A 25517-nucleotide genomic window follows, 5' to 3' on the forward strand; every position below is an offset into this window, starting at 1 on the left:
AAGGAGATGGTGTGTTATGAAAAAGCGTCGTACAGCTGAGCCTTACAAAATTAAAGCGGTTGAACCACTGAATATGTTGTCTCGAGAGGAGCGCGAGCAGGCCCTAAAACGTGCTGGGTATAATACGTTTTTGCTCGACTCAGAGGATGTTTACATTGATCTTTTGACTGATAGTGGTACAAGTGCTATGAGTGATCAGCAATGGGGAGCATTGATGGTTGGTGATGAGGCTTATGCGGGCAGTAAGAGTTGGTATCGTTTAAGGGATGCCGTTCAGGAGATTTACGGATATCAGTACGTGCTCCCGACGCACCAAGGTCGTGGAGCTGAAAATTTACTATCTCAATTGATGATTAAAGAAGGCGATTATATTCCAGGGAATATGTATTTTACAACGACGCGGGCACATCAAGAACTCAATGGAGGAACATTTGTTGATGTCATTATTGATGAAGCACATGATTCTTCTGCAGAACTTGATTTTAAAGGAGATATTGACCTTACGAAACTGCAGAAGCTCATTGATGACGTAGGGGCTGAACGAATTCCGTATGTTTGCTTAGCAGTGACGGTTAATATGGCAGGTGGACAGCCGGTTAGTATGGCGAATATGCGTGAAGTTTATGAGCTATGTCAACGTTATGGTATTTCGGTTTTCTACGATGCAACGCGTTGTGTAGAAAACGCTTATTTTATTAAAGAGCGAGAAGAAGGCTACCAAGATCAATCGATTCGCAATATTTTAAAAGAAATGTTCTCGTATTCGGATGGTTGTACGATGAGTGGCAAAAAGGATGCGCTTGTAAATATTGGCGGGTTTTTGGCGATGAATGATGAGGAGTTGTATATTCGCTCACGCGAGTTAGTCGTCGTTTATGAAGGGATGCCGACGTATGGTGGTATGGCAGGTCGTGATATGGAAGCTATGGCGCAAGGAATTTATGAAGCGGCGGATGATCATTTTATTGAGCACCGAATTCATCAGGTTAGGTATTTAGGTGATCAGTTAATTGAAGCTGGAATTCCTGTTGTGCGTCCAATTGGAGGGCATGCCATTTTCTTAGATGCGAAAGCCTTCTTGCCACATATACCACAGGATCAGTTCCCAGCTCAGGCATTGGCTGGCGCTTTATACTTAGATTCAGGCGTTCGTGGCATGGAGCGCGGCATAGTCTCAGCCGGCAGAAATAAAGAGACTGGTGAAAATAATAAACCGAAACTCGAAATGGTGCGCTTAACAATTCCAAGACGCGTTTATACTAATAATCATATGGATGTTGTCGCTGATTCTGTAATTGAACTATTTGAAAAACGCGACCAAATTACAGGCCTACAAATGGAGTATGAACCACCAACATTACGCTTCTTCAACGCAAGATTTTCTCCTTTAGTTGAAAGTAAAACGTTAATTTAAGATGAAGCCTCCCGACTGCGGGAGGTTTTTTATTGTCAAAAATGCAAACGCTATTGTTTAACTTAATAATAAAAAGTAGTGGTTGCATGATTAAAAAATTTTTTCTTCGTTTAAAAGAAAGTGTCTGGGTTATTCCGGCGATTTATTGTTTAATCGCGTTAATTTTAACCATCGTTATTATTTGGATTGATTATGGACGATTGGATGTCGTAGCAAAACTAGTCCCTGATATATTATATACAAATGCAGAATTGGGAAGAGATATTTTAGGTGTTATTGCCGGTGCGCTACTGACCATGACGACGATCACATTTTCTACGATTATGATCGTTCTGACGACTTACTCCTCTCAATTTTCACCTCGCACGTTACAAAACTTTTTGACCGATAAAAGAACGTTAACTGTGTTAGGTGTCTTTATGGGTGGATTTTTGTATTCTATAATCAGTTTACTTTTTATTCACGTTGAACACCCGACTGATGAGATCTTGTCAGCTACGTTTTCAGTAGCACTATCCTTAATTTGTTTAGGTTTCTTTGCGTTTTTTATTCAACATGTGGCAACGTTCATTCAGGTGTCCAATTTAATTATAAGTATTACAGAAGAAGCTAAAGAGAACTTAGAAAAATTTCATGAAAAGGTCGAGAAGACTAGTTATATCAAAGATCACAAAGATGTTGATATCCCAAGTGAGTACCAGCATGTAACAGATTTAAAAAGTCCAGGATATGGTTACTTACAAATTATCGATTATCAAAATTTATATGAGTTATCGACGAAGCACGATTTGGTCGTATTGATCACGGAGGAGATTGGAACGTTCGTCGTTGAAACAACGGTTATTGCATCGGTTTACCAAAAGGCAGATAAGACATTACCAAACGATATATTGGATGCTTTTACAATTGGGAGTGAGCGTAATATAAGTGAAGATGTTCAATACACGATTCAAAAGCTTGAAGAAATTGCGCTTCGGGCGATGTCGAGCGGCATCAATGACCCACATACGGCTGTGGATTGTATTCAACATTTGGGAAAAGTATTGATGCTCATAACGAAGTATCATAAAGAGGATTTAGTCTACCAAGAAGAGAATTTGCCAAGAGTCATCACGAAGCAACGCCAATTAAAAGATATTTTCTATCAGTCTTTTTATCAAGTAATCCATTGTATGGACGATGATGTTTCTGTGCTATTCGTAATCATGGATACATTATATTTAATTGGAAAAGAAGGTGATGAGCGTATAAAGATTTTAATTAAGGAGCTATACGATTATTTAAAAGCGAATTTTGCTTTTTCACAGCTAAAACCGCTTGATCGTTATTATTTTGAGGAAAAGGAAAAGAAGCTCCTGCAATTATAGACAAAATTTCTAAATTTTCTAAATTGACTGTAATCCAAAAGCATCATTATAATGTGATTAGGACTATGTCTTTTTACAAAGGTGATGCTAATGGGAATTCGGATGGATCAAGTCGTGAATTTAAATATTATGGATGAAGCTAAAGTCATTACCGGACATGAACATTTAAATGCTACAACGGTTGAATGGGTATCCGTGATGGAAGTGCCAGTCGAAAATTTTGTCCGAAAACATGAGTTTGTTTTAACGACGGGGATTGGGTGTGCGGATGATCCTATAACGTTTGAAAAATTTGTGCAAGATGTGATTTATTCAGGTGCGTCTGCGCTAACTATATCAACTGGTAGGCATATTTTAGATGTGCCAGAACGCGTGATTCAACTGGCCGAAGAGACCGGTTTTATTTTAATAGACATTCCATGGAAAATTCGTTTTTCTGACGTGATTCAAGAAGTGATTGATGCGATTAATCAAGAAAATGAATGGGAGCGTCTTCGTGCAGAAGAGTTGCGGCAACATCTGACGGACTGTGTATTAAGTGGTGGTTCGCTTAATGACATATTAGGGATTTTACATGATCAGATTAAACTACCGGTTGCCATCAGTGATCAGCGACAAATCGTAAGAGCCAATTATGACTTTAACACAGGGATGATTGACGTATTAAACAACCAGACAGAAGGAACGATTAAGAAATTGGAACATCCAGAAGTTCCTTTTGATGAACACCCTTTGTATCACCATTTGGACCAATATTTTGTCAATGATGAGACGTGTTATGAGTTGACGATTTTTTCGAATGATAAAAAACAAGGTTATTTGCTTTTTAAACCTCATCAACCTGAGGATTTAACATGGTTTACGATGAACGCATTAGAGCATGGTTTAACTGCTTGTGCGCTCTATTTTTTAACCGAAAATGCGATAGAGACGACCGAGATTCGTCTGAAGGATAATTTTATATTAGATTTGGCGAAAGAAAAACAAGAGCTTACGACTAAAATTTTATCGAAAGGTGAATTGTTAGGTTACGAACTAACAAAATCTTATGCTTGCATCGTCGGAGATTTTCGGACAATCGATTTACAGGAGCACGAAAATGATCGTTCGATGCAATCGTCTTTGCACAGTTTAAATTATTATGTGCAAAAGGAAATTATACACGCGAGTCAGCAACTCGGGCGTAAGACGATGTCAACGTTTGATGATGGCGAGGTAATTATTTTTATAGAGACAGATGATTACGCCTATCAGGAAAATGTTAATCATTTTTTGGATATGGTAGAGCGCCGATTGCATGAGCAATTAGCGAATTTGGATTTTGCTTGGGGGGTCGGGTTTCATCGCGGGAGTGGCAATGTTTTTTATGAAAGTTATCAGCAAGCCCGAACTGCATTAGATATACATACGAGACAGTACGGGTTTGGAGAGCGAACTTTTTTTGAAGAAACGCGTGTCAATCGATTGCTCATGATGCTGACAGAGGATGACCAAATTGTAAAGCAGGTCCATGAGATTTTGAAACCTTTAGTCGAGTACGATCAAAAACGGAATGCCGACTTAATACAGACGTTTATGACTTATCAAAAGTATAAAGGAAATGTAAGCCAAACCGCGCGAGCGCTAAATCTTCATCGACAATCTTTGTTGTATAGATTAAGAAACATTGAAAAGTTAACTCAGTTGTCACTCGTCGACGCTGACGATTCCTTTTTATTGGAGTTCAGCGTGAGACTGTGGATGTTAAATAAGTTTAATTAAGAAGCATTGAATTGCGAGGCAATTCAATGCTTTTTTCATTGGAGAGGGGAACGTACCCGCTGGAGAGAGGAACAGGCCCGCTGGAGAGGTAAACGTACCCGCTGGAGAGGGGAACGTACCCGCTGGAGAGGGGAACGTACCCGCTGGAGAGAGGAACGTACCCGCTGGAGAGAGGAACAGGCCCGGTGGAGAGGGAAACGTACCCGCTGGAGAAGGAAACGTACCCGCTAGAAGAGGAGACACCCCCGCTGGAAACCTCACTCAACGCCTCTTTTAATCAAAGTGTATAAAAGTGTATTAAAAAACTTCATACACTTTGAACATTACGAAAAATGCTTTAAATCAATACAATAGAATTAAGAAATCTAAAAATTCAGTTAATTAGTCGAAGGGAGGAGTTAATGTGTTGGATTTTGATATTGTCGAGTACCAAAGTCGGTTGGAGAAGACAAAGTCGAGCATGGAAAAACGGGGGATTGAGGTTCTTCTGATTACCGATCCGGCAAACATGAATTATTTGTCTGGTTATGATGCGTGGTCATTTTATGTTCATCAAATGCTGATTGTAATTATTGATGAGCCTCAGCCAATCTGGATTGGGCGTTTTATGGATGCGGCGGGTGCTAAGGCGAAAACGTGGATGTACGACGAGAACATTATGTCTTATCCAGATTATTATGTGCAGTCAGAAAACTACCATCCGATGGAATTTATTGCTGAAATTTTAGAACAAATTGGACACGGAAATCGAGCGGTGGGCGTTGAGAAAGAGCAGTACTATTTCACGGCAAAATCGTATGAAGTTTTAAATGAAAAATTACCGAACGCTACATTTAAAGATGCTAGTCAATTAGTCAATTGGGTTCGAATCATTAAATCGCCACAAGAAATTGAATATATCAGACGGGCGGCGAAAATTGCGGAAAGATCGATGTATGCAGGACTAAAAAGTATTCATACGGGCGCACGGGAATGTGACGCGGCGGCGAGTATCTTTTTTGAGTTAGTTAGAGGAACAGAAGAATATGGTGGCGATTATCCATCAATTGTACCAATGTTGCCAACGGGGGAAAACACTTCAACCCCACATTTAACTTGGAGTGATCAATATTTCAAAGAGGATAATTCAGTCATCGTAGAGCTTGCAGGTTGTTACAAGCGCTATCATTGTCCATTGGCTAGGACGGCGCATATCGGTCAAGCGCCAGAAAAACTGGACCGTTTAGCTGAAATTGTAGCAGAAGGAATCGACGAAGTGATGTCGACCGTGAAGCCTGGGATTGTCTTAGAAGAGCTAGAAGAAGCTTGGCGAAGAGCAACAAGACGTTATGGGATTGATAAGGAGTCAAGGTTAGGTTACTCCATGGGGTTAAATTACCCGCCTGATTGGGGTGAGCATACAGCAAGTATTCGAAAAGGTGATCAGACAGTTTTGCAACCAAATATGACATTCCACTTTATCCCGGGGATTTGGCTAGATTATTACGGACTTGAAATGAGTGAGTCCTTCCTGGTAACCGAAACGGGCGTCGAGATGTTTACAGATGTTCCAAGAGAATTATTGATTCAAAGTCCATTTCAACTACCAGACGGCAGTGATGGAATAATCAGTTAAGGAGGAGATTTTCGTGAGAAAAGAAAAAATGGGTACGAAAGCACTTTGGGCAGGAGAAAAAGAACAACTAGTTCACGGGGCAACACAGGTTCCGGTTGTTCATAGTGTGTCTTTTGGTTATGACGACATGGATGAATGGTATGAAGTCGCTGTTGGTAATAAAGAAGGCCACATTTATGGTCGTAACACGAATCCAACGGTTCAAGCTTTTGAAGACAAAGTGAAAATTCTAGAAGATGCTGAGGCAGCTACAAGTTTTTCAACGGGAATGGCTGCAATTAGTAATACACTAAGTACATTCTTATTTCCAGGCGATCGGATTGTATCGATTAAAGACACTTACGGTGGAACGAATAAAATTTTCACAGAATTTTTACCAAAACAGCAAATCGATGTTGAATTATGTGAGACGGGAAATCATGAATTAATTGAAGCGGAAGTGGCTAAAGGTTGTAAGATTCTATATTTAGAAACTCCGACCAATCCTACTGTCAAAATTACAGATATTGAACGCATGGTGCAGGCAGGACGTGATGTTGGGGCATTAGTCATTATTGATAACACGTTTGCAACACCGATTAATCAAAATCCGATTGAACTAGGCGTTGATCTTGTGATTCACAGTGCAACTAAATTCTTAGGTGGTCACGCGGATGCATTAGGTGGCGTCGTTTGTGGACGTGAGGATTTAGTTGAACAGATTTATCATTACCGTGAAATTAATGGAGCTACGCTAGATCCAATGGCGGCATACTTACTACTTCGGGGCATGAAAACACTTCATTTAAGAATTGAACGTCAAAATCAAAACGCGCAACAAATTGCCGAGTATCTAAAAAAGATTGATTGGGTCGATGATGTCTTTTACCCAGGTTTAGAAGAACATTCAGGGCATGACATCGCGAAAAAACAAATGAGAGGATTCGGTGGTATGTTGAGCTTCTCGGTCAAAGGTGGCGTTGATACTGTTCGTCATTTATTACCGCAACTAAAGTTTGCAAACAGAGCAGCTAACTTAGGTGCAGTCGAAACGATTGTAGGCCCATCCCGAACGACTAGTCACGTTGAGTGCACACCAGAAGAAAGAGCCGCTATGGGAATTCCTGAAGGCTTGATACGTTATTCAGCAGGGATTGAAGATATTGAAGACTTAATTGAAGATTTAAATCAGGCTTTCGCCAATTTACCAGATCACTTATTGGCAAGAGGTTAAAGGGGGAATTGGATGAATATTGCTTTCATTGGCTTTGGTGGTGTCGGGCAAGGTTTAGCTGAGATTTTAGAAGAAAAACGGGATCATTTAAAAACTGAATACGGTCTTGAAACAAAAGTCGTAGCTGTCTCGGATGTGATGAAAGGTGCCGTTTATGATCCAGATGGATTAAGTATACCTGAGTTGTTGCGGGCGGTACGTGAGGAAGGTAGTGTCGAGGAATATCCGGATGCGCAGTCATACGGCTGGGATAGCCTAAAAACAATACAGGAATCAAATGCTGATTTAATTGTTGAAGTAACGTTTACAGATGTCAAAACAGGCCAGCCGGCGATTGATCATTGCGAAGCTGCTTTTAAACATGGTAAAAGTGTTGTCACGACAAATAAAGGTCCTGTTGCATTAAAACTTGATGAATTACAAACGTTAGCGGATGAGAATGATTGTTTCTTCGGGTTTGAAGGTACGGTCATGAGTGGAACACCTGCTTTAAGACTTCCGAAAACGACACTCATGGGAAATGATATTCAAGAGGTCGTTGGGATCTTAAACGGTACGACGAATTACATTTTAACTGAAATGGAACAAGGTATGTCATTTGATCAGGCGTTAAAGCAAGCGCAAGAATACGGGTATGCTGAAGCAGATCCGACAAGTGATATTGAAGGTTATGATGTGCGTTACAAAACAGCTATACTATCGCATTATGTTATGGGTGAAGCGATTAATGCTTTAGAAATTAGTTGTGAAGGCATAGCTGATATGACACAAGAGAAAATACAAGAAGCAAAAGCTGAAGACAAAAAGTGGAAGCTTCTAGCTAGAATAAAGAAAACCGATAATGGCGTTCGAGCCTATGTAGCACCAGAAAAACTCGATATAAATCATCCGTTAGCAGGTGTAAAAGGGGCTACAAATGCTATTCTGTACGAATGTGATTTATCTGGTCCCATCATGTTAACAGGTGCAGGTGCTGGACTTAAAGAGACAGGGTTTTCTTTACTCATAGATATGATTCATGCGCATCAGGCTAAAAAATCTATTATAGTGAGGTGAGAAAGATGAAACAATTGCAAGTGAGAGCAGAGAAAATGATGTTAGCCGGAAAATGGGTGCAAACGTCGCAAACATTTGGCGTTTATGATCCCCAGGATAATCGACTGATTGCCCATGTACCACTGTCGTCTAAAGCTGATATGAAAATGGCCATCGAAGAAGCTGAGTCAGCTTTTAAGAATAATCAAGATTGGCCTACACATGACAGGATAAGGGTTTTAAAAGGTGCGGTTGACTATATTAATGAAAATAAGGAACTCTATGCTCAGACGATTGCATCAGAAGGTAGTAAAACAATAACTGAAGCACGTGGTGAAGTTAAACGCGCCATGCAAACGTTAGAAATTAGTGCAGAAGAGGCCCGCAGATTAAAAGGTGAGACGATTAATTTTGACCAAAATGAAGGCAGCGAAAATCGGGTCGGTTACTATTATCGTTTTCCAATAGGTGTTGTCGGAGCTATCACGCCGTTTAACGATCCATTAAATTTAGTTGCGCACAAAGTTGGCCCTGCAATTGCAGCAGGAAATGCGATTGTTGTAAAACCGGCATCTGTCACACCATTAAGTGCGTTACTTTTAGCGGATGCGTTTGAAGCGGCTGGCTTACCCAAAGGAATGTTGAGCGTCATTACGGGTTCAGGACGTGATCTAGGTGAAACACTTGTTACACATTCAGCTGTAAAAATGGTTTCTTTCACAGGTGGATTAGATGCAGGAAGAAAAGTTGCAGAGCAAGCAGGGATTAAACATATCGGCATGGAACTTGGTTCTAATTCGCCAGCCATAGTGATGAGTGACTGTGACATTGATGACGCTGTTACATCAAGCGTTGCCGGGTCATTCGGAGCAGTTGGCCAAAACTGTATAGGCGTACAACGGATCTATATTGAGCGGGATGTTTACGATGAGTTTGTTAAGAAAATGGCTTTTCAAACAAATGCTTTAAAAGTAGGCGATAAATTATTAGATGAGACGAATGTCGGACCATTAATAACGGAAAAAGAAGCTATGAGAGTTGAAGAATGGGTGAATGAAGCGGTTGAAAAAGGTGCAACGATTTTAGCTGGAGGTAAACGAAATGGCGCTTTCTATGCTCCAACGATTATCGCTGATGCTCCTGAAGATGCGACAATTGTGAAAGAGGAAATTTTCGGACCTGTCGTAAATGTATTCCCGGTTGATTCTTTAAAAGAAGCGATTGAAAAATCAAACAATGTGAATTACGGACTTCAGGCTGGTATTTTCACAAAAAATTTGGATCATGCGTTTTACGCGATTCAAAACCTAGAGTGTGGCGGGGTTATGGTAAATGATACGAGTGATTATCGAATTGATGAAATGCCATTTGGCGGAGTGAAAAATTCCGGCTTAGGTCGAGAAGGCATTAAGTTTTCCATTGAGTCCATGACAGAACCAAAAGTCGTCTCCATTAAACTATAAAAAAATCAGCCTGACCGTACAAGTGTCAGGCTGATTTTTGTTATAATAAGTTAAAATAGACAAACGATAAGGGAGACTTCATAATGAATAAAGTTTATCAAGTAGGTATTATTGGATTAGGAGTAGTCGGGGAACGTTTATTAAAACAATTTGTTGATCATCCGCGTTACGAAGTCGTCGGTTACTGTGAACCAAATCAAACGCGTCTTCAAGAAATTAATGAGAAATATGGTGAAGTAACAACATATCCTTCGCACCAAGAGCTATTAAAAAACGATGAGATTGATTTAGTTTATTTAGCTGTACCACCTAAATTTCACCACGAGATTGCGTTAAATATTATAGCTCACAACAAACATATTTTATGTGAAAAACCTTTAGCAAATAACATTAACGAAGCTAAAGAAATGTATGACTCAGCTGAGAATGCTGGTGTGGTACATGCCATGAATTTTCCATTACCTTATCAAGAGGCTTATTTTAAAATGGAACAACTTCTTGATGAAAAAGCGCTTGGTGAATTACAGCGAATTGAGTTTAATATGCATTTTCCGACCTGGCCAAGAGCGTGGCAACAAAATAGCTGGATTGCTACACGAGAGCAAGGTGGATTTATTCGGGAGATTGGCCCGCATTATCTCCATTTAATCTCGAGACTTATAGGACAGCCATCTTACATAGCATCTCATGTTGACTATCCATTAGACGAACGAGCATCAGAGTTGGGTGTAATGGCTAGGTTATTAGTAAATGAACAAATTCCATTTTTATTTAATGGTTTAAGTGAGATCGGTCAAAAAGAGCATATGTCACTCAAAATTTTGGGCGAAAAAGCTGTGTTAGAACTTAGAAATTGGCGAGTATTATATTTGAGAGACCGAGAAAATGACCAATCAAAAGTTGAACTAACCCATCTTGAATCCTTAAATTTATTAGATGAATTAGCTAAAAAATTAGATGGCGAAGATGCTCACTTAGTTTCTTTTGAAGAAGGATATCAAGTTCAGAAAGTGCTAGAAGCCATTTTAGCAAGTAAATGATGATACCAGTGCTCCCTTTAATTGGGAGCATATTTTTTTACCCATGTCTAAAACTAATAATGCCCGACTAAAAAAGGAGGTTAAGTCATGGCGGCTAAATTAAAATGGATTTTTGGTATTATGCTTCTTTCCGTATTACTAACTGGTTGTAATATGGAAGGTGGAGCTGAAAATAACGGTGATCAAGATTTAGAACAAGTTGGTTTTGGAGCTGGGGACAATCAAGGTACGGATGGTCAATACGGAGCTGAGAACCGTAATAATAATCCGTTTATTAATGATAATGGCACCAATGATAACAATAATTTTTGGAACAATGATGATGACAGAGGATTTAATTTTAATAATCGATACAATGAAGTAGAACCAAATCGTGACGGTAATCAAAATAATAATCAAAATCGTAATGAAAACCGAAATGGAAGTCAAACAAACGAGCAAACGCAAAATAATCAATCTGCACCGAATGATATGATCGAAGAGGTTGTAAGATTGACCAACCAGGAAAGAACGAAGAATGGTTTATCTGAATTGAAAATTGACCAAGAACTAAACAATGTTGCTCAAACAAAGTCAGTTGACATGGCAGACAATGGATATTTTAGCCACCAGTCACCAACATATGGTTCACCATTTGAGATGTTAGATCAATTTGGTGTTGATTACACTGTTGCAGCAGAAAACATCGCCGCAGGACAAAAATCACCAGAACAAGTTGTAAAACAGTGGATGAATAGTGAAGGTCACCGTAAAAATATTTTAAACGATTCCGTTACACACATCGGGATTGGTTATGAACCAAGCGGAAATATGTCACCGTATTGGACTCAGATGTTTATAGCTAAATAATTGAAAAAAGCTGTTCCATTTTACAATCTGGAACAGCTTTTTTATAGGGTGTTCAAACCCTCTATCATAGAAAGCTTAATCTAAAAACCTCTCTTTATATTCTGGTTTAGGCATCATGCAGTGGTCTTGTTTACCGAACCATTTGTACCGATTGTTAGCAATTACGTTATATACCGGATCTCTTAAAAATTTCGGAATAATGATAAAGGTAAAAAGAAATTTCCAAAGGCCCTTTAAATCTTTAAAAACATGTAAGGCTGCAGTTGATTTAGTTAGAACTTTATCGTTTTTTAATAAGATAAATGTACTCAAATCACCTGGTAGCTCATGCTTTTCAATAAGTGATTGGCCTACATTACCCTGTAAAGAGGCGAATTGAAATTGCTTATTGTAATCACGTTTTAGAATAAACTGAACGATTCCGTTACATAAATTACATTCGCCATCAAATAGTACGGTTTTCTTCATACCACACACGCCCTTTATCTCACGTCTTGTTATATTCTATGATATCATGAAATTAAATGAATGTTTAGATTTTAAAAGAGGTGTTTGGATGGCAGACACAAATATTTTAGTTATAGAAGATGAAGAGAAAATTGCGCGTGTTTTAGAGTTGGAATTAACTTATGAAGGCTATGGCGTTGAAAAATCTTTCTCTGGCTATGATGCATTAGAAAAATACCGAGAAGGCGATTGGGATCTTATTATTTTAGATATAATGCTCCCTGAAATGAGTGGGGTAGAGCTTTTAAGACGGATTCGTAAAGATGACGAAAAAACACCTGTCATTCTTCTGACGGCGAAAGATTCAATCGAAGATAAAGTAACTGGCCTTGATTTAGGTGCAAACGATTACATGACGAAGCCTTTTCAAATTGAGGAATTATTAGCGAGAATTCGTGCAACATTACGTCAAGTGAACGTTAATTCTACATCTGAAGAAACAGAAGAGGAATGGTTAACCTTTGTTGATTTGAAATTAAACGAAGGAACTCGTGAAGTTTATAGAAATGACTATCCAATCGAGTTAACGCCACGCGAATTTGATTTATTAGTATATTTTTTAAACAATCAACGTCAAGTATTAACTCGTGATCAAATCTTGGATGCTGTATGGGGGTTTGATTACGTAGGGGATACGAATGTGGTTGACGTTTACGTGCGTTATTTAAGAAAAAAAGTAGACGCCAATACGGACCGTGAGCTGATCCATACCGTAAGAGGCGTTGGCTATGTTATGAAGGATGCTTATGAAGCTAAAAAATAAAATTTTCTTATATTCAACATTTTTATTTGTCATTGTGATAGTGGCGTTGTCAGTCACGGTCTATTTTACGTTTACCAATATTACCTATGATCGGGAAATGGAGCGAATTGAATCTGAGGCTGGCAATGTGTTGTCGGGGTTACGTCAGTCTAATGAACAATTTAGCTATCAGGATATTTTAAGAGTATATGATCCAAGTAATGGTATGCTTCGAATTGTAAATCGGGATGGACAAGTGATTTCAGCAACGGTCTCAGGTGACGAATCGACTTCACTCAGAGAGGTGGATGCCAATTTTGAACGCGGTCGGCAATCGCAGATGATTACTTATGACGGGCAACGTTACGGATTAGTTCAGTTGCCAACGATATGGGAAGATGGACAGGTCGTTTATTTACAGTTTTTCTCAAGTCTTGATGCTGTTGAAAGTAATTTAGATACGTTAAGAATAGTCTTAATGCTTGTAACATTTATCGCGATCATTCCCATCTTAGTATCCGGTCGGCTGTTATCTGATCTAATCATTCGACCTATTCAATCTTTAATTCAAACGATGAATGATATTAAAAGTAGCCAATCATTTAAACATATACCGATTGAAAAAACAACGAACGATGAGCTCTCGACGATGAGTGAGACGTTTAATGATTTAATGGATTTGCTGAAGGAAAACTATGAGAAGCAAGAAGCGTTTGTCTCAAATGCGTCACATGAGTTAAGAACTCCTCTTACAGTTATTGGAAGTTATGCGAGTTTAGTTAAACGTAGAGGATTAGAGCGTCCTGAGGTAGTAAAGGAATCAATCGAAGCTATTCATACTGAAGCATTAAGGATGAAAGGTTTGACCGAGCAACTATTATTACTGGCTAGACGCGATAAAGACTGGAAGCTAAATATTGAAACGGTCACTTTATCAGACGTCGTAACGAATGTGGCTACGAATATGAAGCGAGCCTACAACCGCGACATTCGTCTGAATATCAGTGAAAGTGCTCAAGTTTCAACAGATGAAGAGAAGTTAAAACAATTGCTATATATTTTCATAGATAACGCGATAAAATATAGCGATGAAGCGATTGATGTTGAGTTATTACAGAAATCTCAACCAGTTATAAAGATTAAAGACCAAGGAATAGGTATTCCAAGCTCCGCACAAGCCAAAATCTTTGACCGTTTTTACAGAGTCGATCAGGCAAGAACACGAGACGAGGGCGGTACAGGACTAGGGTTAGCGGTTGCGAAAGAAATAGCAGATACCCTTAATATTAAAATCGATTTAGAAAGTGAAAAAAATCAAGGAACAACGGTTATTTTAACGGTTCACTCATTTCATTCTCATTAAATTTTAATGTTATTGAGGTATGATATAAGTAAAGAACGCTATTAAGGAAGGTAATTCTATGGTTAAGCAACGAATTTTATGGATGTTAGGAGGCGTCATTATTACAGTTGTTGTGTTTATATTGGCACAACAATTTCTCTTCGGTTCAACATCTGCACAGGAAATTTCTAAAGATGAAGCAGAATCGATTGTTCTGAATCAATTCTCGGGAGAGATCTATGAGACCCGTGATGATGGGGACACTTTTTCGGTGAACGTCCAGTTGGACTCCACGGCCTATGTCGTGATTGTCGATAAACGAACAGGCGATTTAATCGACGTTATTCAAACTGAGGAAAAGCATCAAGAAGAGAACACGCATGAAGAAGATAAATCACAAGATCCAAAAGAGCAAGAAGAGAAGGAACAAGAGCCAAAAGAGCAAGAAGAGAAGGAACAAGAGCCAAAGGAACCTGACGAATCTAAAGTCGAAGAAGATACTGATTTATTAACAGAAGAAGAAATTATAAATCAAATTAATGAACAATATAATGGTCAACTGGTTACGGTTGAATTTGAGGAAGGCGACCAACCGATTTATAAATTAGAGATTAAGGGTGAGAAACATCGCTATCGCCTAGTTGTAAATGCAGAAACGGGAGAAGTTGAATCAGAAGAGAAAGAAACGGTTCAACAACCGCCAATTAGTGGGGATGAAGCAGTAGATATCGCTTTAAATAAAATTAGTGGTGAAGTTGATGACATTGAATTAGAAGATTTAAATGGTACTTTATATTATTTTATACAAATCGAAAATGAACTTGATCAAGATATCGAGGTAAAAATCAATGCATTAACTGGCAACATTGCATCAATTATTTATGATGATTATGAAGAGGCTAATGACAAAGATAACGATGATGATCAAAATGACGATGACAGTGAAGAGGATTAGAACGAAGCAGCAGCGCTTCGTTCTTTTTGGATTTATTTATTAATGAAGTTATTGTTTTTAATTTCTATTCAAATTCTAATCGTTTTTTAATTTTCTATTATAAGTTTTCTCATCTTTGAAAGATATAGTGAAATTAGAAACATAAACGATTAGGAGGAATTCATATGAAACGTAAATTAATCGCTGGGGCGATCGCTAGCTCAGTAGCAGTAGGTGGAACAGTGGGCAGTGTAGCATTAAGTGACTCCTTAACTTCAAAGCATTCATTAAATGAAAAAGCGGAAGTGGAAAGCGATATGGAAACGGTCAAGCTAGATACTAAAAAATTAATTGGTGTTGAAGAGTTACAAGATATCGTCTCAGGCGAAGTTGAAGGTACCATTGAAGAAGTTGAATTGGAGACAAAAAACTCTAATAACGCTTATTTTGAAGTACAAGTCCAAAATGGTGATCAAGAATATGAATTATACATCGATGCATATACTGGTAAGGTTTTGAAGGTAGAAGATCGTAAGGAGGATTCCCAAAAGAAGAGTAATGTAAATTCATCAGATAATCGTGACCAACAAGAGAAGCAATCGCAAAACAAAGAAACTAAACAGGTTAATAAGCAAGATAATTCAAAAGAAAATTATGACGATGACCAACACGATAACGATGAACGCGACGACCAAGAATCATCTAAAGATCCAGTAAAAAAAGCGAAGGATGATCAAAAGAAAATGATTAATCATGAGCAAGCAATTAAACTTGCACTGGAAGTCGCATCTGGTAAAGTCTCTGAAGTTGAATTAGATGAAGATGACGGCATGATGATCTATCAAGTTGAATTAGAAGGCCAAACGGAAACAGAAATTAAGATTAATGCTAACACGGGTGAGATTTTAGAAGTTGAACGTGATTAAAACAACACGCAAAAGCGTGATGAGATAAAAATAGGGATGCCTAAAAGCTAGGCATCCCATTTTATTTGAATAACTTTTTAAGTGTTTTACCTGTTGCTTTACCGGCTGCACGTCGACCTATTCTCTTTCCGACTTTCCCTTTGCGTATAGCATCGACATCATTCCAAATTTTTAAAAATTTATAAAAAGTAGATTTAAGACCCACCTGCTCACTCCTTACTAGATGGTATTGTAATTATATTTTAGCATGACTAAACAGAAACAAAATCTTACTTACCTAATGGTCAACTTTGATATACTAGTATGTAAATTAGAATGGTGGTGATGAAATGGAAGAGTTAGTCGGACATTGCCACAGTTGTGAGAAACCAGTTTATTGCGAAAATGGTTTTTTAAATGGTGTTCATGAAGAGCAGCAGTTGTATTGTACGGATTGTTATTCTAAGAAAGAGAGGGATACGTAATGGGATTATACGATCTTGAAGTTACTAAAAGTAATGGTGAAACGCAATCGATGACTGAACATAAGGGAAAAGTGCTGCTAGTTGTCAATACGGCTAGTAAATGTGGTTTCACACCACAATTCGAAGGGCTACAAAAACTCTATGACGATTATCACGAAAAAGGATTAGACGTATTAGGGTTTCCATCCGATCAATTTATGAATCAAGAGTTTGATGACCAAGATCAAATAATGGAGTTTTGCCAAACAAACTATGGTGTTACATTTCCTATGTATCAGAAAGTGGATGTTAAAGGTGAGAATCAGTCTCCTCTATTTGAATTTCTGACAAACGAGAAGAAGGGAATATTAGGTGGAGAGGTTAAATGGAATTTCACCAAATTTTTAATCGACCGTGGCGGTAATGTTGTTAAACGCTACTCACCACAGACGAAACCTGAGAAAATTAAAGAAGATATTGAGAATATAATTTAAGTAAATCAGCCCCCAACGAATAAGTTTCGTTGGGGACTGCTATATTAAAAATCCTTTTTAATATCTTTGTCTTTAAATAAAATCGCTGAATCATTGTAGCTTAAATTAATAGATCCTCCATCAACGTTTAAATCTGTTTGTAGATTTTCGATAATGCGATCTAATTTCTCTTCATCTTGATCTTCTTCTCCACGGTCTAACGTAATTCGTATAATCGGTTTAACATCAAACTCTTTGACCGATGGCACATCAGGATAACCCAACCCTAGTTCTTGTCCGATATTTTTCGGATATGTCAACCATACCTCTTGGATTTGGTCTTTCCCATAGGCTTCATTCAGCTGTTCAAGTAAATATGTTTCTAGTTCATGTTCCCATGTTTCTGCTACATAACTATCTGTATACTCACCTGACTCTGAGTCTTCAAAAACGAGTACTTGATAAGGCGTATCAGGAAGTTCTACCATCGCTGCGTAACTAAATTGCTCATACACATCAACATTGTCATATAAGATATCATTGATCTCGTAATTTGTATTATAATTCTCTTCTAAATATTGTCTCGCTTCTTCTTTTACCTCATTCGATTTCTCCGGATCTTGTTTAAGTCCAAGATAAGATAAGTACACAATGATACCTACAAGTAAAACAACAACAATGAGCCCTGTAATTAATAATTTTTTATTTGTATTCATGATTATTCCCCTTAATTATAAAATCATTGTAAATATAGCAATCCCAAATATTGATCCTAATGACAAAAATAAAATTAATTGATTAGTTTCGTTATGTCGAAAAATGAAGGCCGATACGGCTGTTAATAAAAATAAAATTGGCACTACAGCATACAGCCATTCTACCTTTAAATACCATAGAAAGCCCGTTGCAACTATGGACATGACCATTAATATTTTTGGAATCCAATTAAACATATTTATCACCTTATCTTATTGTATAACAAATCAAGTACGATGGGCGACTGAAAACTAACTGTTTAAAAATTGTTAAACAGTTAGAATTTTTGTAAAATTAATGTTAAAGGGGGAGACGTGATGGAAGAAGCACGCAAAGAAGAGTTTCAAGAAGAACAATCTAAAAAAGGAATGAAACGTTGGGTTAAATGGACGTTAATCATTTCAGGCATTCTTATAATCGCTGTAGGCGCTACGCTATTGTATATTAACGCTTACATAAATCGATCCTTAGCTGAAACTGAAGGAGAAAAAATATTAGAAGGATTACAAAGTGATGTTAGTATCGTTAGGGATGAGCAAGGTGTACCTCACATTAGTGCATCTAATGATCACGATTTATTTTATGCTCAGGGGTATGTAACGGCGCAAGATCGTTTGTTTCAAATGGAGATGTCTAGGAGACAAGCATCTGGTGAGCTAGCCGAGGTTGCTGGTGAAGCAGCGTTAAATCAAGATAAATATTTTAGAACTCTAGGACTTCGCCGAGCGGCTGAGGAATCTTTGAAGCTGTATGATGAGGAATCCATAGCGGTGTTAGAAGCTTACGCAGCGGGTGTTAATCAATATATTGAAGAATCGAAAGAAGATGGAAAGTTTCCTGTAGAATTTCAGTTAATGGGTTTAGACGACATGAAAGAGTGGTCAGTTGTAGATTCATTAACGATTGGAAAATACATGGCCTATGATTTGGGTGGTCACTGGCAAAGGCAGGCTTTCAATTATTATTTGTTAAATGATTTTAGTGAAGAAGAGGCTTATGAGCTATTCCCGACTTATCCAGAAGGGGCCATGACAAATATATCAGATGAAGAATATGTTGACGTCACAGCAAGTCTAACGAAAGCACCTCAAACCCATGAGTTTAATGGAAGCAATAACTGGGTTGTAAGTGGCGACAAAACAGAAAGTGGCATACCGATTTTAGCTAATGATCCACATCTGGGATTGCAAACACCATCTATTTGGTATCAAGTTCATTTAGAATCTGATCAATACAACGTCTCTGGTGTTATTTTCTCAGGTGTACCAGGTGTTATATTAGGTCATAATGAAGAGATTGCTTGGGGTGTTACGAATGTGGGACCGGATGTACAACAACTTTATTTAGAGAGACGTAATGAAGAGAATCCTTATCAATTTGAATATGATGGCGAATGGGTGGATGCGGATGTCATTACAGAAACCATTCATGTTGACGGTGAAGAATCAGTTGAATATGAAGTTGTTGAAACGGTTCATGGACCAATTATTTCTGAGTTTGCTAATGATATAGGATCAAATGATCCATCTAATGCTCTGTCGATTGATTGGACTGCATTAGATGCAACAACTGAACTATCATCTGTTTTGAAGATTAATCGGGCGAGCAATTGGAATGAGTTTGAAAAGGCATTAGAAGATTTTCATGCCCCAGCACAGAACTTCGTCTTTGCATCAAAAGATGGCACGATTGCATATAAAGCGAATGGCAAAATTCCTAAGTATGATCACCCAGATCAAGCCTTACTGCCATTACCTGGTTGGGATTCGGAAAATGATTTAGATGAGTTTATTCCTTTTGATGAACTGCCAACATTGATAAATCCTGATAAAGACTTTATAGCAACAGCCAATAATAAAGTCATATCTGATGAGTACCCATATCATATTAGTCATGTTTGGGCGCAACCGTATCGTTATACGAGGATCCATGAAGTACTAGATGATAGCGAGCAATTGAATGTTGAAGATATGAAAGATCTCCAAATGGATCAAATGAACCTTCAAGCTCGTCAATTCACACCTATCTTCGTTGATATTTTAGAGGATGTTTCATTATCAGAAGGCGAAGAAGAGGCGTTAAATTTACTTAAAGATTGGGATTATGTTGATGATCAAGAATTAGCACAACCACTTATTTTTCACCGTTTGTTAAAACATATAGAAGACGAACTGTTTATAGAGCACATGGACGAAGAAGTTCTTTCGATGTTTAGAGGAAGTGGTCAAAATGTCGATCAGCTCATTTTAGATGCCTATAATGGAGAAGAAGGAATTTGGATGGAGAAAAATGGTGGGCTAGAGACAGTTGTAGAAAATGCATTCACTAATTCGATTGATGAAATTGCTGATATGCAAGGTTCAGATATAAGTGCATGGAACTGGGGCGATTACCACCGTGTTTATTTTGCCCATCCGTTATCTAGTATTTCCATTTTAGATTGGTTCTTTAATAATCAAGATCCAGTTTCGGTTGGTGGTAGTAACGTAACCGTTATGGCTGCTTCGACTAAAGATAATGGTATTGTCGATCACGGTGCCTCTTGGCGTTTTGTGATTGATATGGAAGACACCACGGAGTCCCATCATATCGTAGGGCCAGGTCAGGCTGGTCACTATCGTAGTGAATGGTATGACAATCAAATTATGGATTGGGTTGAAGGTCAATATCATAAAACTGACATGCAAAATTACAGTGGTGAGGAATTAATTTTAAAAGCTGAATAAAATGCTATAGCCCTTAGGTAAAGAAAATTTGCCTAAGGGCTTTTCATGTCTTGATATTCATAATTCTTAGGTTTTTAAGCAAATTAATAATTACAGACATCAAAAGGAGAGTACGTCATGAATCGAAAATTAATTGACTGGCCAACGTTTATAGCATCATTTGTTATACTACTTGGAGTTGTTATACCATTAGTCATTTTTCCTGAAAAAGGTGAGGCGTTAGTCAATCGAATTAATGATTTTGTATCTGGAAGTTTTGGTTTTTTATATCTCATTATGGGTTTAGGCATTTTCTTCTTTTTAATCTTTGTAGCATTTAGTCAGAACGGTCACGTTAAATTAGGGGAAAAAGATGAAAAGCCTGAGTTTGGTACGGCTTCTTGGGCAGGGATGCTATTTAGTGCAGGTATTGGTTCGAGTATTTTATACTGGGCGACAATCGAGTGGGCTTATTATTATCAAGGGCCACCTTTTGGAGTTGATCCTACTGAGTCACAATTAGAAACCTTGCAGTGGGCTTCAACTTACGGCATTTTTCACTGGGGACCTATTGCTTGGGCAATTTATACCTTACCAGCTATTCCGATGGCGTATTTTTTCTATGTGCGAAAAACACCAGTCATTAAGATTAGTGAGACGTTAAGGCCGATATTAGGTCAAACTTCGGATTCATTCATTGGAAGAATTATTGATGTCTTATTTATTTTTGGTTTATTAGGTGGTGCGGGTACAACTTTAGCACTCGGTACTCCATTAATTACGGCAGGTGTTTCAGATTTAACAGGGTTAGAAGATACTATGACGTTAAGGACTATAATTTTATTAGGGGTCACAGTTATTTTTGCTGTTAGTTCATACCTAGGGCTTAAAGAAGGCATAAAACGATTAAGTGATTTTAATTTAGCTTTAGCGATTTTTTTATTAATCTTTGTATTTGTAACTGGTCCGACGTTATTTATTGCCGAAGCTTCAACCAATAGTATTGGGTTGATTTTAGATAACTTTTTTCATATGAGTACGTGGACAGAGCCTTTCGCAAACTTTGATCAATTTAATGAAACAGGTTTCCCAGAAGCGTGGACCGTATTCTATTGGGCATGGTGGTTAGTGTATGCACCGTTTGTAGGGTTGTTCATTGCTCGTATATCAAGAGGACGAACGATTAGACAAGTGATCGTGGGTACTATTGTTTACGGTTCATTAGGTTGTGTCTTGTTCTTCGGAATTATGGGGAACTTTGGCCTTTACCTTCAGTTGACGGGAGCTTATGATATTGTCTCTGTGTTAAATGAACAAGGGGCACCAGTTGCGATCATCACTATAATTAATCAGCTTCCATTTGCTAAATTTATGGTACTCGTCTTTGTCTTATTGTCTGTTGTCTTTTTAGCAACAACGTTTGATTCAAGCTCATATATTTTAGCATCAGTCACTCAACACGAAGTTGAAGATGGAGAGCCAGAGCGTTGGAATCGTTTATTTTGGGCATTTACGTTGTGTATATTGCCTTTAACGTTAATGTTCTTAGGAGGACTAGGCACTTTACAAACAGCAAGTATTGTTGGTGGTTTTCCACTCATTTTCATCATGTTCTTATTAGGTTGGTCGTTTATGCGAGCTTCAACAGGCGATTTAAAAGCAGATGATAAATTTAGACGGAAAACCGTTGTCCTTGATTACAAACGAATCAGAGAGAAGATTAGACAGCGACGCCAAAAACGTAAAGGAAAAACTGAACAAGATCAAAATGATGAGTAGAAAGAAGCCTTCTCAAATTTAGAGAAGGCTTCTACTATATTATTCAGTCAATTTTTTGATTGCATCATTGGAGTTTGAAATCTCTTCGTGTAATTTATGGTTGTGTTCAGTTTGTTGTTGCACCGTTGCGCTAATTTCCTCGATTGATGCAGAGGATTGTTCAACCGAGTAAGTGAATTCGTTAATCGTTTCTTCAACGGCATTTGTATTTTCGTTCGCATGTTGCGCTACTTCGGAAAAACTATTTAGTTGGGACAAAAGTTGTTCAGCTTGAGCTCTAAATTGTTCGAATAATGAATTGTTATCTTCAATCGTTTCAATATTCTCTTCTAACTTCGTTGAAATCGTCGTCATTTGTTGATTGGTCTCATCATTCGTTGTTTTCATACTAACTAGATCATCGGAGATTTTCTTCGCTGTCTGTTCTGTATGATCAGCAAGTTTACGAATTTCATCAGCCACAACAGCAAATCCTTTTCCGTGTTCTCCAGCACGGGCTGCTTCAATAGAAGCATTAAGTGCTAATAAGCTAGTTTGATCTGTTATGTCTTGGATGTTTTGTAGGGAAGCGACAGATGAATCCACTTTATCACTTAATTGATTAAACGATTGTTGCATTGCATAAAGACTGTTCTGAAAGTCTTTAATTTGTTCATTTAATCTATTTGAAGCTGTAATTCCTTTCTCGGCATTTTCTTCGGTTTCAGTAGTAGCCTCTTGAATATTACGAAGCTCTGTCATCATTTTCGAAAGGATTCCACTTGTTTCGCTCACAAGTTGATTAATGGTTGAGATGGATTGTGATTGTGTTTCCGTTCCACTAGCAATCTCTTGAATCGCTCGGTTCATTTCATCTAACGACTGTCTATGTTCATCAGACTGTTTAGCAATGTTTGTCATACTTGATTGAATCGTTTTCGCTTGCTTTTCGATTTTATTTTTATTTTCGTGTTCTAATTCGAAACGTTCTTTATTTTCTTGTTGAAGTTCGTCTAATTGGTCATTGGTTTGTTTAGCAACCAACTGTTGAAAGTAAAGAACAATACCACCTAAAAATAAAATAAGTAATGATGTTCCAAAATCTAGATTAAATTGCTCACCATACTTTATAATAAAGGAGACTAATAAAATTAAACTCAAGCTAAATCCAACGACCAACAGGCCTTTGGATAAATACAAAGCTGTACTAATTAATAAAAAATAAATTAAAGCAATGTTCTGTCCTGATGTACTAACAGATAAAATAATGGCTCCAACAATAGCAGCCAAACCTATTATACCTATGTAAGGAAAAACCTTAACGCCTTTTTCTAACTTAAGTAATAACCCTAAAATACTAATTAAGGTAAGAGAACCAATACCGACAATTAGAATGACTGCAAGTTGTTGTCCAATTATGTAGTTGACAATAACACTTAAGACAGAGATTATAACTAAGAAGGAAAACATAATTTTATTTTTCTTTTTAAGTGATTCATAAGCGATATTTGACTGATCCAACGGTTACCCTCCTGAAATTTTAAAAAATTCTTACTATGATTCTATCACAAAATAAGACAAAAGATATATTTTTTTGACAGTTTTTATTAGACCTTGAACAGTCATCAGAAAGGTGTGAGGCATATATGAATTCGGGGAAGACTTATGATATTCAAAATCCTAAAGCTTTATTGTTCTCATTATGTTTTGTATTAATGTTCGCAGTGATGAATGGAACGATGTTTAATATTGCGATTCCAGATATTGCGGAATCTTTTAATCTATTACCTTCTCAAGTGAGCTGGGTTATGACAGGTTATATTATGGTATTTGCTATAGGTGCGCTTATTTATGGAAAATTAACGGACACCATTGCTTTAAAGACGTTGATCACATTTGGTTTATGCGTGTTTTCCATTGGGTCTTTAGTAGGTTTCATGGCCCCAAATTATACCACCGTACTGATCGCACGACTTATTCAAGCAGTAGGTGGTGCAATGATTCCAGCGATTGCATTTATTGCGCCGATTCGTTATTTTCCGAATGAAAGAGGGAAAATATTAGGTATTATTTCGTCTGTGATGGCTTTTGCATCTGGAATTGGTCCAATTATGGGTGGTGTGATTGGGGGATTTTTAAACTGGCAGTTCTTATTTCTAACATCTTCATTAATCATCATAACGCTTCCATTGTTAAGAGCTAATTTACCTCAAGAAGAAACGAATTTTGTTAAATTAGACTATTTAGGTGCGGGACTTGTAGCGGGCTTTATCGTATCGTTGTTAATTGGAATTACGCTTTCGTATCCAATAAGCTTTATATTCTCGGTAGTATTTTTAATTTTAGTTGTCATTCGAATGAAAACGGCTAAAAACCCGTTTATACCACCTAAACTTTTTATGAATCAATCGTATGTTATTACTATTATGGTCAGTTTCTTAGCCATATCGTGTTTATTTGGCTTAATGTTTTCTGTTCCCATTATGCTTCGGGATGTGTATGGACTGACGACACTTCAGATTGGTTTAACGATGTTTCCAGGAGCTATGAGTGCTGCTTTAATTGGTCGAAAGGGCGGACAATTGGTTGACCAAAAGGGTTCTAGAACTGTTTTGTTATGGAGCATGTTGTTACTAATGACAGGGTTTTTTATCGTTTCAACAACAGTTGGTTTAGATCCAATTTGGATGAGTTTAAGCCTAATTTTTCCGATGATGTGTTTTCCGCTCGTTCAATCTTCCGGAGCTGATACGTTAGCTAGTATTTTGAAGGATCGTGAAACTGGTGTTGGCATGGGTGTCTTTAATTTACTCATCTTTGTTTCTGGTGCCATTAGTGGAGCAGTTGTTGGGATAACACTAGATGTTTTTAGGCCACAAGTTCCGGCTAATCCGATTGGGATCTTAGGTGAAGGAGCTGTTTTTAGTAATATTTTCTTAGTGTTTATGGGACTGATTTTCATAGGATTTCTAATATTTAAAACATTATTTAAAACTTACGTTGTAAAAGCTGAGTCTTAATGGCTCAGCTTTTACATTTACATATTGCGATACAAGTGTTTAAAAAGTACAATATTTCTAATACATTTTTATAAAGTTAAGGCGGAAGCTGGAAGAATCTTTTGTCTTCCTAACTTTTCCTATATAATGAATGTATTCAAGAAAGGAGCGGATT

The 25517-nt window shown here is 37.7% G+C and carries 23 protein-coding genes; 18 read left to right on the plus strand and 5 right to left on the minus strand.

Annotation, left to right across the window (positions count from 1 at the left end):
* Window positions 1-16 precede the first annotated feature (16 nt).
* The 9 genes from EDC24_RS10950 (at window position 17) to EDC24_RS10990 (ending at window position 11757) form a co-directional block, all read left to right on the plus strand.
* On the plus strand, window positions 17-1414 hold the full coding sequence (locus EDC24_RS10950) for a tyrosine phenol-lyase (protein ID WP_124222506.1): 1398 nt from the start codon (window positions 17-19) through the stop codon (window positions 1412-1414).
* A 41-nt stretch (window positions 1415-1455) separates the two neighbouring features.
* Window positions 1456-2781, plus strand: a complete 1326-nt coding sequence (locus tag EDC24_RS10955; protein WP_245998134.1) for a DUF2254 domain-containing protein — start codon at window positions 1456-1458, stop codon at window positions 2779-2781.
* Between the two features lie 90 nt (window positions 2782-2871).
* Window positions 2872-4542: a PucR family transcriptional regulator gene (locus tag EDC24_RS10960; RefSeq protein ID WP_124222510.1), complete on the plus strand. Its 1671-nt coding sequence runs from the start codon at window positions 2872-2874 to the stop codon at window positions 4540-4542.
* 406 nt (window positions 4543-4948) lie between these two features.
* The gene (locus tag EDC24_RS10965) at window positions 4949-6157 is read left to right on the plus strand and encodes a M24 family metallopeptidase (RefSeq protein WP_124222609.1); all 1209 of its coding nucleotides are present in this window, start codon (window positions 4949-4951) and stop codon (window positions 6155-6157) included.
* A 28-nt stretch (window positions 6158-6185) separates the two neighbouring features.
* The gene (locus tag EDC24_RS10970) at window positions 6186-7370 is read left to right on the plus strand and encodes a cystathionine gamma-synthase family protein (RefSeq protein WP_124222611.1); all 1185 of its coding nucleotides are present in this window, start codon (window positions 6186-6188) and stop codon (window positions 7368-7370) included.
* A gap of 12 nt (window positions 7371-7382) precedes the next feature.
* Window positions 7383-8426: a homoserine dehydrogenase gene (locus EDC24_RS10975; protein WP_124222512.1), complete on the plus strand. Its 1044-nt coding sequence runs from the start codon at window positions 7383-7385 to the stop codon at window positions 8424-8426.
* Window positions 8427-8431: 5 nt separating this feature from the next.
* Window positions 8432-9868, plus strand: a complete 1437-nt coding sequence (locus EDC24_RS10980; RefSeq protein WP_245998127.1) for an aldehyde dehydrogenase family protein — start codon at window positions 8432-8434, stop codon at window positions 9866-9868.
* A gap of 83 nt (window positions 9869-9951) precedes the next feature.
* On the plus strand, window positions 9952-10908 hold the full coding sequence (locus EDC24_RS10985; RefSeq protein ID WP_124222514.1) for a Gfo/Idh/MocA family protein: 957 nt from the start codon (window positions 9952-9954) through the stop codon (window positions 10906-10908).
* Between the two features lie 87 nt (window positions 10909-10995).
* On the plus strand, window positions 10996-11757 hold the full coding sequence (locus EDC24_RS10990) for a CAP domain-containing protein (protein ID WP_124222516.1): 762 nt from the start codon (window positions 10996-10998) through the stop codon (window positions 11755-11757).
* Window positions 11758-11832: 75 nt separating this feature from the next.
* Here EDC24_RS10990 and EDC24_RS10995 read toward each other — a convergent pair whose 3' ends face one another.
* Window positions 11833-12225 carry a thiol-disulfide oxidoreductase DCC family protein gene (locus EDC24_RS10995; protein ID WP_124222517.1) on the minus strand — a complete coding sequence of 131 codons (393 nt, stop codon included), beginning with the start codon at window positions 12223-12225 and terminating at the stop codon, window positions 11833-11835.
* Between the two features lie 88 nt (window positions 12226-12313).
* On the opposite strand from EDC24_RS10995, the gene EDC24_RS11000 reads away from it, so the two are divergent.
* The 4 genes from EDC24_RS11000 (at window position 12314) to EDC24_RS11015 (ending at window position 16208) form a co-directional block, all read left to right on the plus strand.
* On the plus strand, window positions 12314-13027 hold the full coding sequence (locus tag EDC24_RS11000; protein WP_124222519.1) for a response regulator transcription factor: 714 nt from the start codon (window positions 12314-12316) through the stop codon (window positions 13025-13027).
* Window positions 13011-14369: a sensor histidine kinase gene (locus tag EDC24_RS11005; RefSeq protein ID WP_170158565.1), complete on the plus strand. Its 1359-nt coding sequence runs from the start codon at window positions 13011-13013 to the stop codon at window positions 14367-14369. The genes EDC24_RS11000 and EDC24_RS11005 overlap by 17 nt, the downstream gene beginning before the upstream one ends.
* Window positions 14370-14427: 58 nt before the next feature.
* Complete coding sequence (locus EDC24_RS11010) at window positions 14428-15303, plus strand: PepSY domain-containing protein (RefSeq protein WP_124222523.1); 876 nt, start codon at window positions 14428-14430, stop codon at window positions 15301-15303.
* A gap of 164 nt (window positions 15304-15467) precedes the next feature.
* Window positions 15468-16208, plus strand: coding sequence for a PepSY domain-containing protein (locus EDC24_RS11015; protein WP_124222525.1), 741 nt, complete (start codon window positions 15468-15470; stop codon window positions 16206-16208).
* A 61-nt stretch (window positions 16209-16269) separates the two neighbouring features.
* On the opposite strand, the gene EDC24_RS15205 is transcribed toward EDC24_RS11015, so the two are convergent.
* Window positions 16270-16413: a hypothetical protein gene (locus EDC24_RS15205; protein ID WP_170158566.1), complete on the minus strand. Its 144-nt coding sequence runs from the start codon at window positions 16411-16413 to the stop codon at window positions 16270-16272.
* 124 nt (window positions 16414-16537) lie between these two features.
* Here EDC24_RS15205 and EDC24_RS15430 point away from each other — a divergent pair, with 124 nt between their 5' ends.
* Both EDC24_RS15430 and EDC24_RS11020 read left to right on the plus strand, forming a co-directional pair.
* The gene (locus EDC24_RS15430) at window positions 16538-16672 is read left to right on the plus strand and encodes a hypothetical protein (protein WP_281274520.1); all 135 of its coding nucleotides are present in this window, start codon (window positions 16538-16540) and stop codon (window positions 16670-16672) included.
* Complete coding sequence (locus tag EDC24_RS11020) at window positions 16672-17145, plus strand: glutathione peroxidase (RefSeq protein ID WP_124222527.1); 474 nt, start codon at window positions 16672-16674, stop codon at window positions 17143-17145. Before EDC24_RS15430 ends, EDC24_RS11020 begins: the two co-directional genes overlap by 1 nt.
* Before the next feature lie 44 nt (window positions 17146-17189).
* Here the strand turns inward: EDC24_RS11020 and EDC24_RS11025 are convergent, their stop codons facing one another.
* Window positions 17190-17840: a hypothetical protein gene (locus EDC24_RS11025; protein ID WP_124222529.1), complete on the minus strand. Its 651-nt coding sequence runs from the start codon at window positions 17838-17840 to the stop codon at window positions 17190-17192.
* 15 nt (window positions 17841-17855) lie between these two features.
* Window positions 17856-18077: a hypothetical protein gene (locus EDC24_RS11030; RefSeq protein WP_124222532.1), complete on the minus strand. Its 222-nt coding sequence runs from the start codon at window positions 18075-18077 to the stop codon at window positions 17856-17858.
* Window positions 18078-18197: 120 nt separating this feature from the next.
* Here EDC24_RS11030 and EDC24_RS11035 point away from each other — a divergent pair, with 120 nt between their 5' ends.
* Window positions 18198-20606, plus strand: a complete 2409-nt coding sequence (locus EDC24_RS11035; protein ID WP_124222533.1) for a penicillin acylase family protein — start codon at window positions 18198-18200, stop codon at window positions 20604-20606.
* Between the two features lie 117 nt (window positions 20607-20723).
* Entirely contained in the window at window positions 20724-22364 is a 1641-nt protein-coding gene (locus tag EDC24_RS11040) for a BCCT family transporter (protein ID WP_124222535.1), read from the plus strand.
* A 39-nt stretch (window positions 22365-22403) separates the two neighbouring features.
* On the opposite strand, the gene EDC24_RS11045 is transcribed toward EDC24_RS11040, so the two are convergent.
* Window positions 22404-23864, minus strand: a complete 1461-nt coding sequence (locus tag EDC24_RS11045) for a methyl-accepting chemotaxis protein (RefSeq protein ID WP_124222537.1) — start codon at window positions 23862-23864, stop codon at window positions 22404-22406.
* Window positions 23865-23989: 125 nt separating this feature from the next.
* Between EDC24_RS11045 and EDC24_RS11050 the strand changes: the two genes are divergently transcribed.
* Window positions 23990-25363 (plus strand): MFS transporter, encoded by a 1374-nt coding sequence (locus tag EDC24_RS11050; protein ID WP_124222539.1) that lies wholly within the window; start codon window positions 23990-23992, stop codon window positions 25361-25363.
* The last annotated feature ends 154 nt before the right edge of the window (window positions 25364-25517 follow it).

This window comes from Aquisalibacillus elongatus (assembly GCF_003843875.1).
GTDB classification, from domain to species: domain Bacteria; phylum Bacillota; class Bacilli; order Bacillales; family Alkalibacillaceae; genus Aquisalibacillus; species Aquisalibacillus elongatus.

Bases quoted from the DNA above. Each gene is read 5' to 3' on its own strand.
- EDC24_RS10980 (WP_245998127.1), top strand. From the start codon at position 8,432: ATGAAACAATTGCAAGTGAGAGCAGAGAAAATGATGTTAGCCGGAAAA.
- EDC24_RS15430 (WP_281274520.1), top strand. From the start codon at position 16,538: ATGGAAGAGTTAGTCGGACATTGCCACAGTTGTGAGAAACCAGTTTAT.
- EDC24_RS10950 (WP_124222506.1), top strand. From the start codon at position 17: ATGAAAAAGCGTCGTACAGCTGAGCCTTACAAAATTAAAGCGGTTGAA.
- EDC24_RS10955 (WP_245998134.1), top strand. From the start codon at position 1,456: ATGCAAACGCTATTGTTTAACTTAATAATAAAAAGTAGTGGTTGCATG.
- EDC24_RS11035 (WP_124222533.1), top strand. From the start codon at position 18,198: ATGGAAGAAGCACGCAAAGAAGAGTTTCAAGAAGAACAATCTAAAAAA.
- EDC24_RS11025 (WP_124222529.1), bottom strand. From the start codon at position 17,840: ATGAATACAAATAAAAAATTATTAATTACAGGGCTCATTGTTGTTGTT.
- EDC24_RS10995 (WP_124222517.1), bottom strand. From the start codon at position 12,225: ATGAAGAAAACCGTACTATTTGATGGCGAATGTAATTTATGTAACGGA.
- EDC24_RS10960 (WP_124222510.1), top strand. From the start codon at position 2,872: ATGGGAATTCGGATGGATCAAGTCGTGAATTTAAATATTATGGATGAA.
- EDC24_RS11010 (WP_124222523.1), top strand. From the start codon at position 14,428: ATGGTTAAGCAACGAATTTTATGGATGTTAGGAGGCGTCATTATTACA.
- EDC24_RS11050 (WP_124222539.1), top strand. From the start codon at position 23,990: ATGAATTCGGGGAAGACTTATGATATTCAAAATCCTAAAGCTTTATTG.
- EDC24_RS11005 (WP_170158565.1), top strand. From the start codon at position 13,011: ATGAAGCTAAAAAATAAAATTTTCTTATATTCAACATTTTTATTTGTC.
- EDC24_RS11030 (WP_124222532.1), bottom strand. From the start codon at position 18,077: ATGTTTAATTGGATTCCAAAAATATTAATGGTCATGTCCATAGTTGCA.
- EDC24_RS10990 (WP_124222516.1), top strand. From the start codon at position 10,996: ATGGCGGCTAAATTAAAATGGATTTTTGGTATTATGCTTCTTTCCGTA.
- EDC24_RS10975 (WP_124222512.1), top strand. From the start codon at position 7,383: ATGAATATTGCTTTCATTGGCTTTGGTGGTGTCGGGCAAGGTTTAGCT.
- EDC24_RS11040 (WP_124222535.1), top strand. From the start codon at position 20,724: ATGAATCGAAAATTAATTGACTGGCCAACGTTTATAGCATCATTTGTT.
- EDC24_RS11000 (WP_124222519.1), top strand. From the start codon at position 12,314: ATGGCAGACACAAATATTTTAGTTATAGAAGATGAAGAGAAAATTGCG.
- EDC24_RS11015 (WP_124222525.1), top strand. From the start codon at position 15,468: ATGAAACGTAAATTAATCGCTGGGGCGATCGCTAGCTCAGTAGCAGTA.
- EDC24_RS10970 (WP_124222611.1), top strand. From the start codon at position 6,186: ATGGGTACGAAAGCACTTTGGGCAGGAGAAAAAGAACAACTAGTTCAC.
- EDC24_RS10985 (WP_124222514.1), top strand. From the start codon at position 9,952: ATGAATAAAGTTTATCAAGTAGGTATTATTGGATTAGGAGTAGTCGGG.
- EDC24_RS11020 (WP_124222527.1), top strand. From the start codon at position 16,672: ATGGGATTATACGATCTTGAAGTTACTAAAAGTAATGGTGAAACGCAA.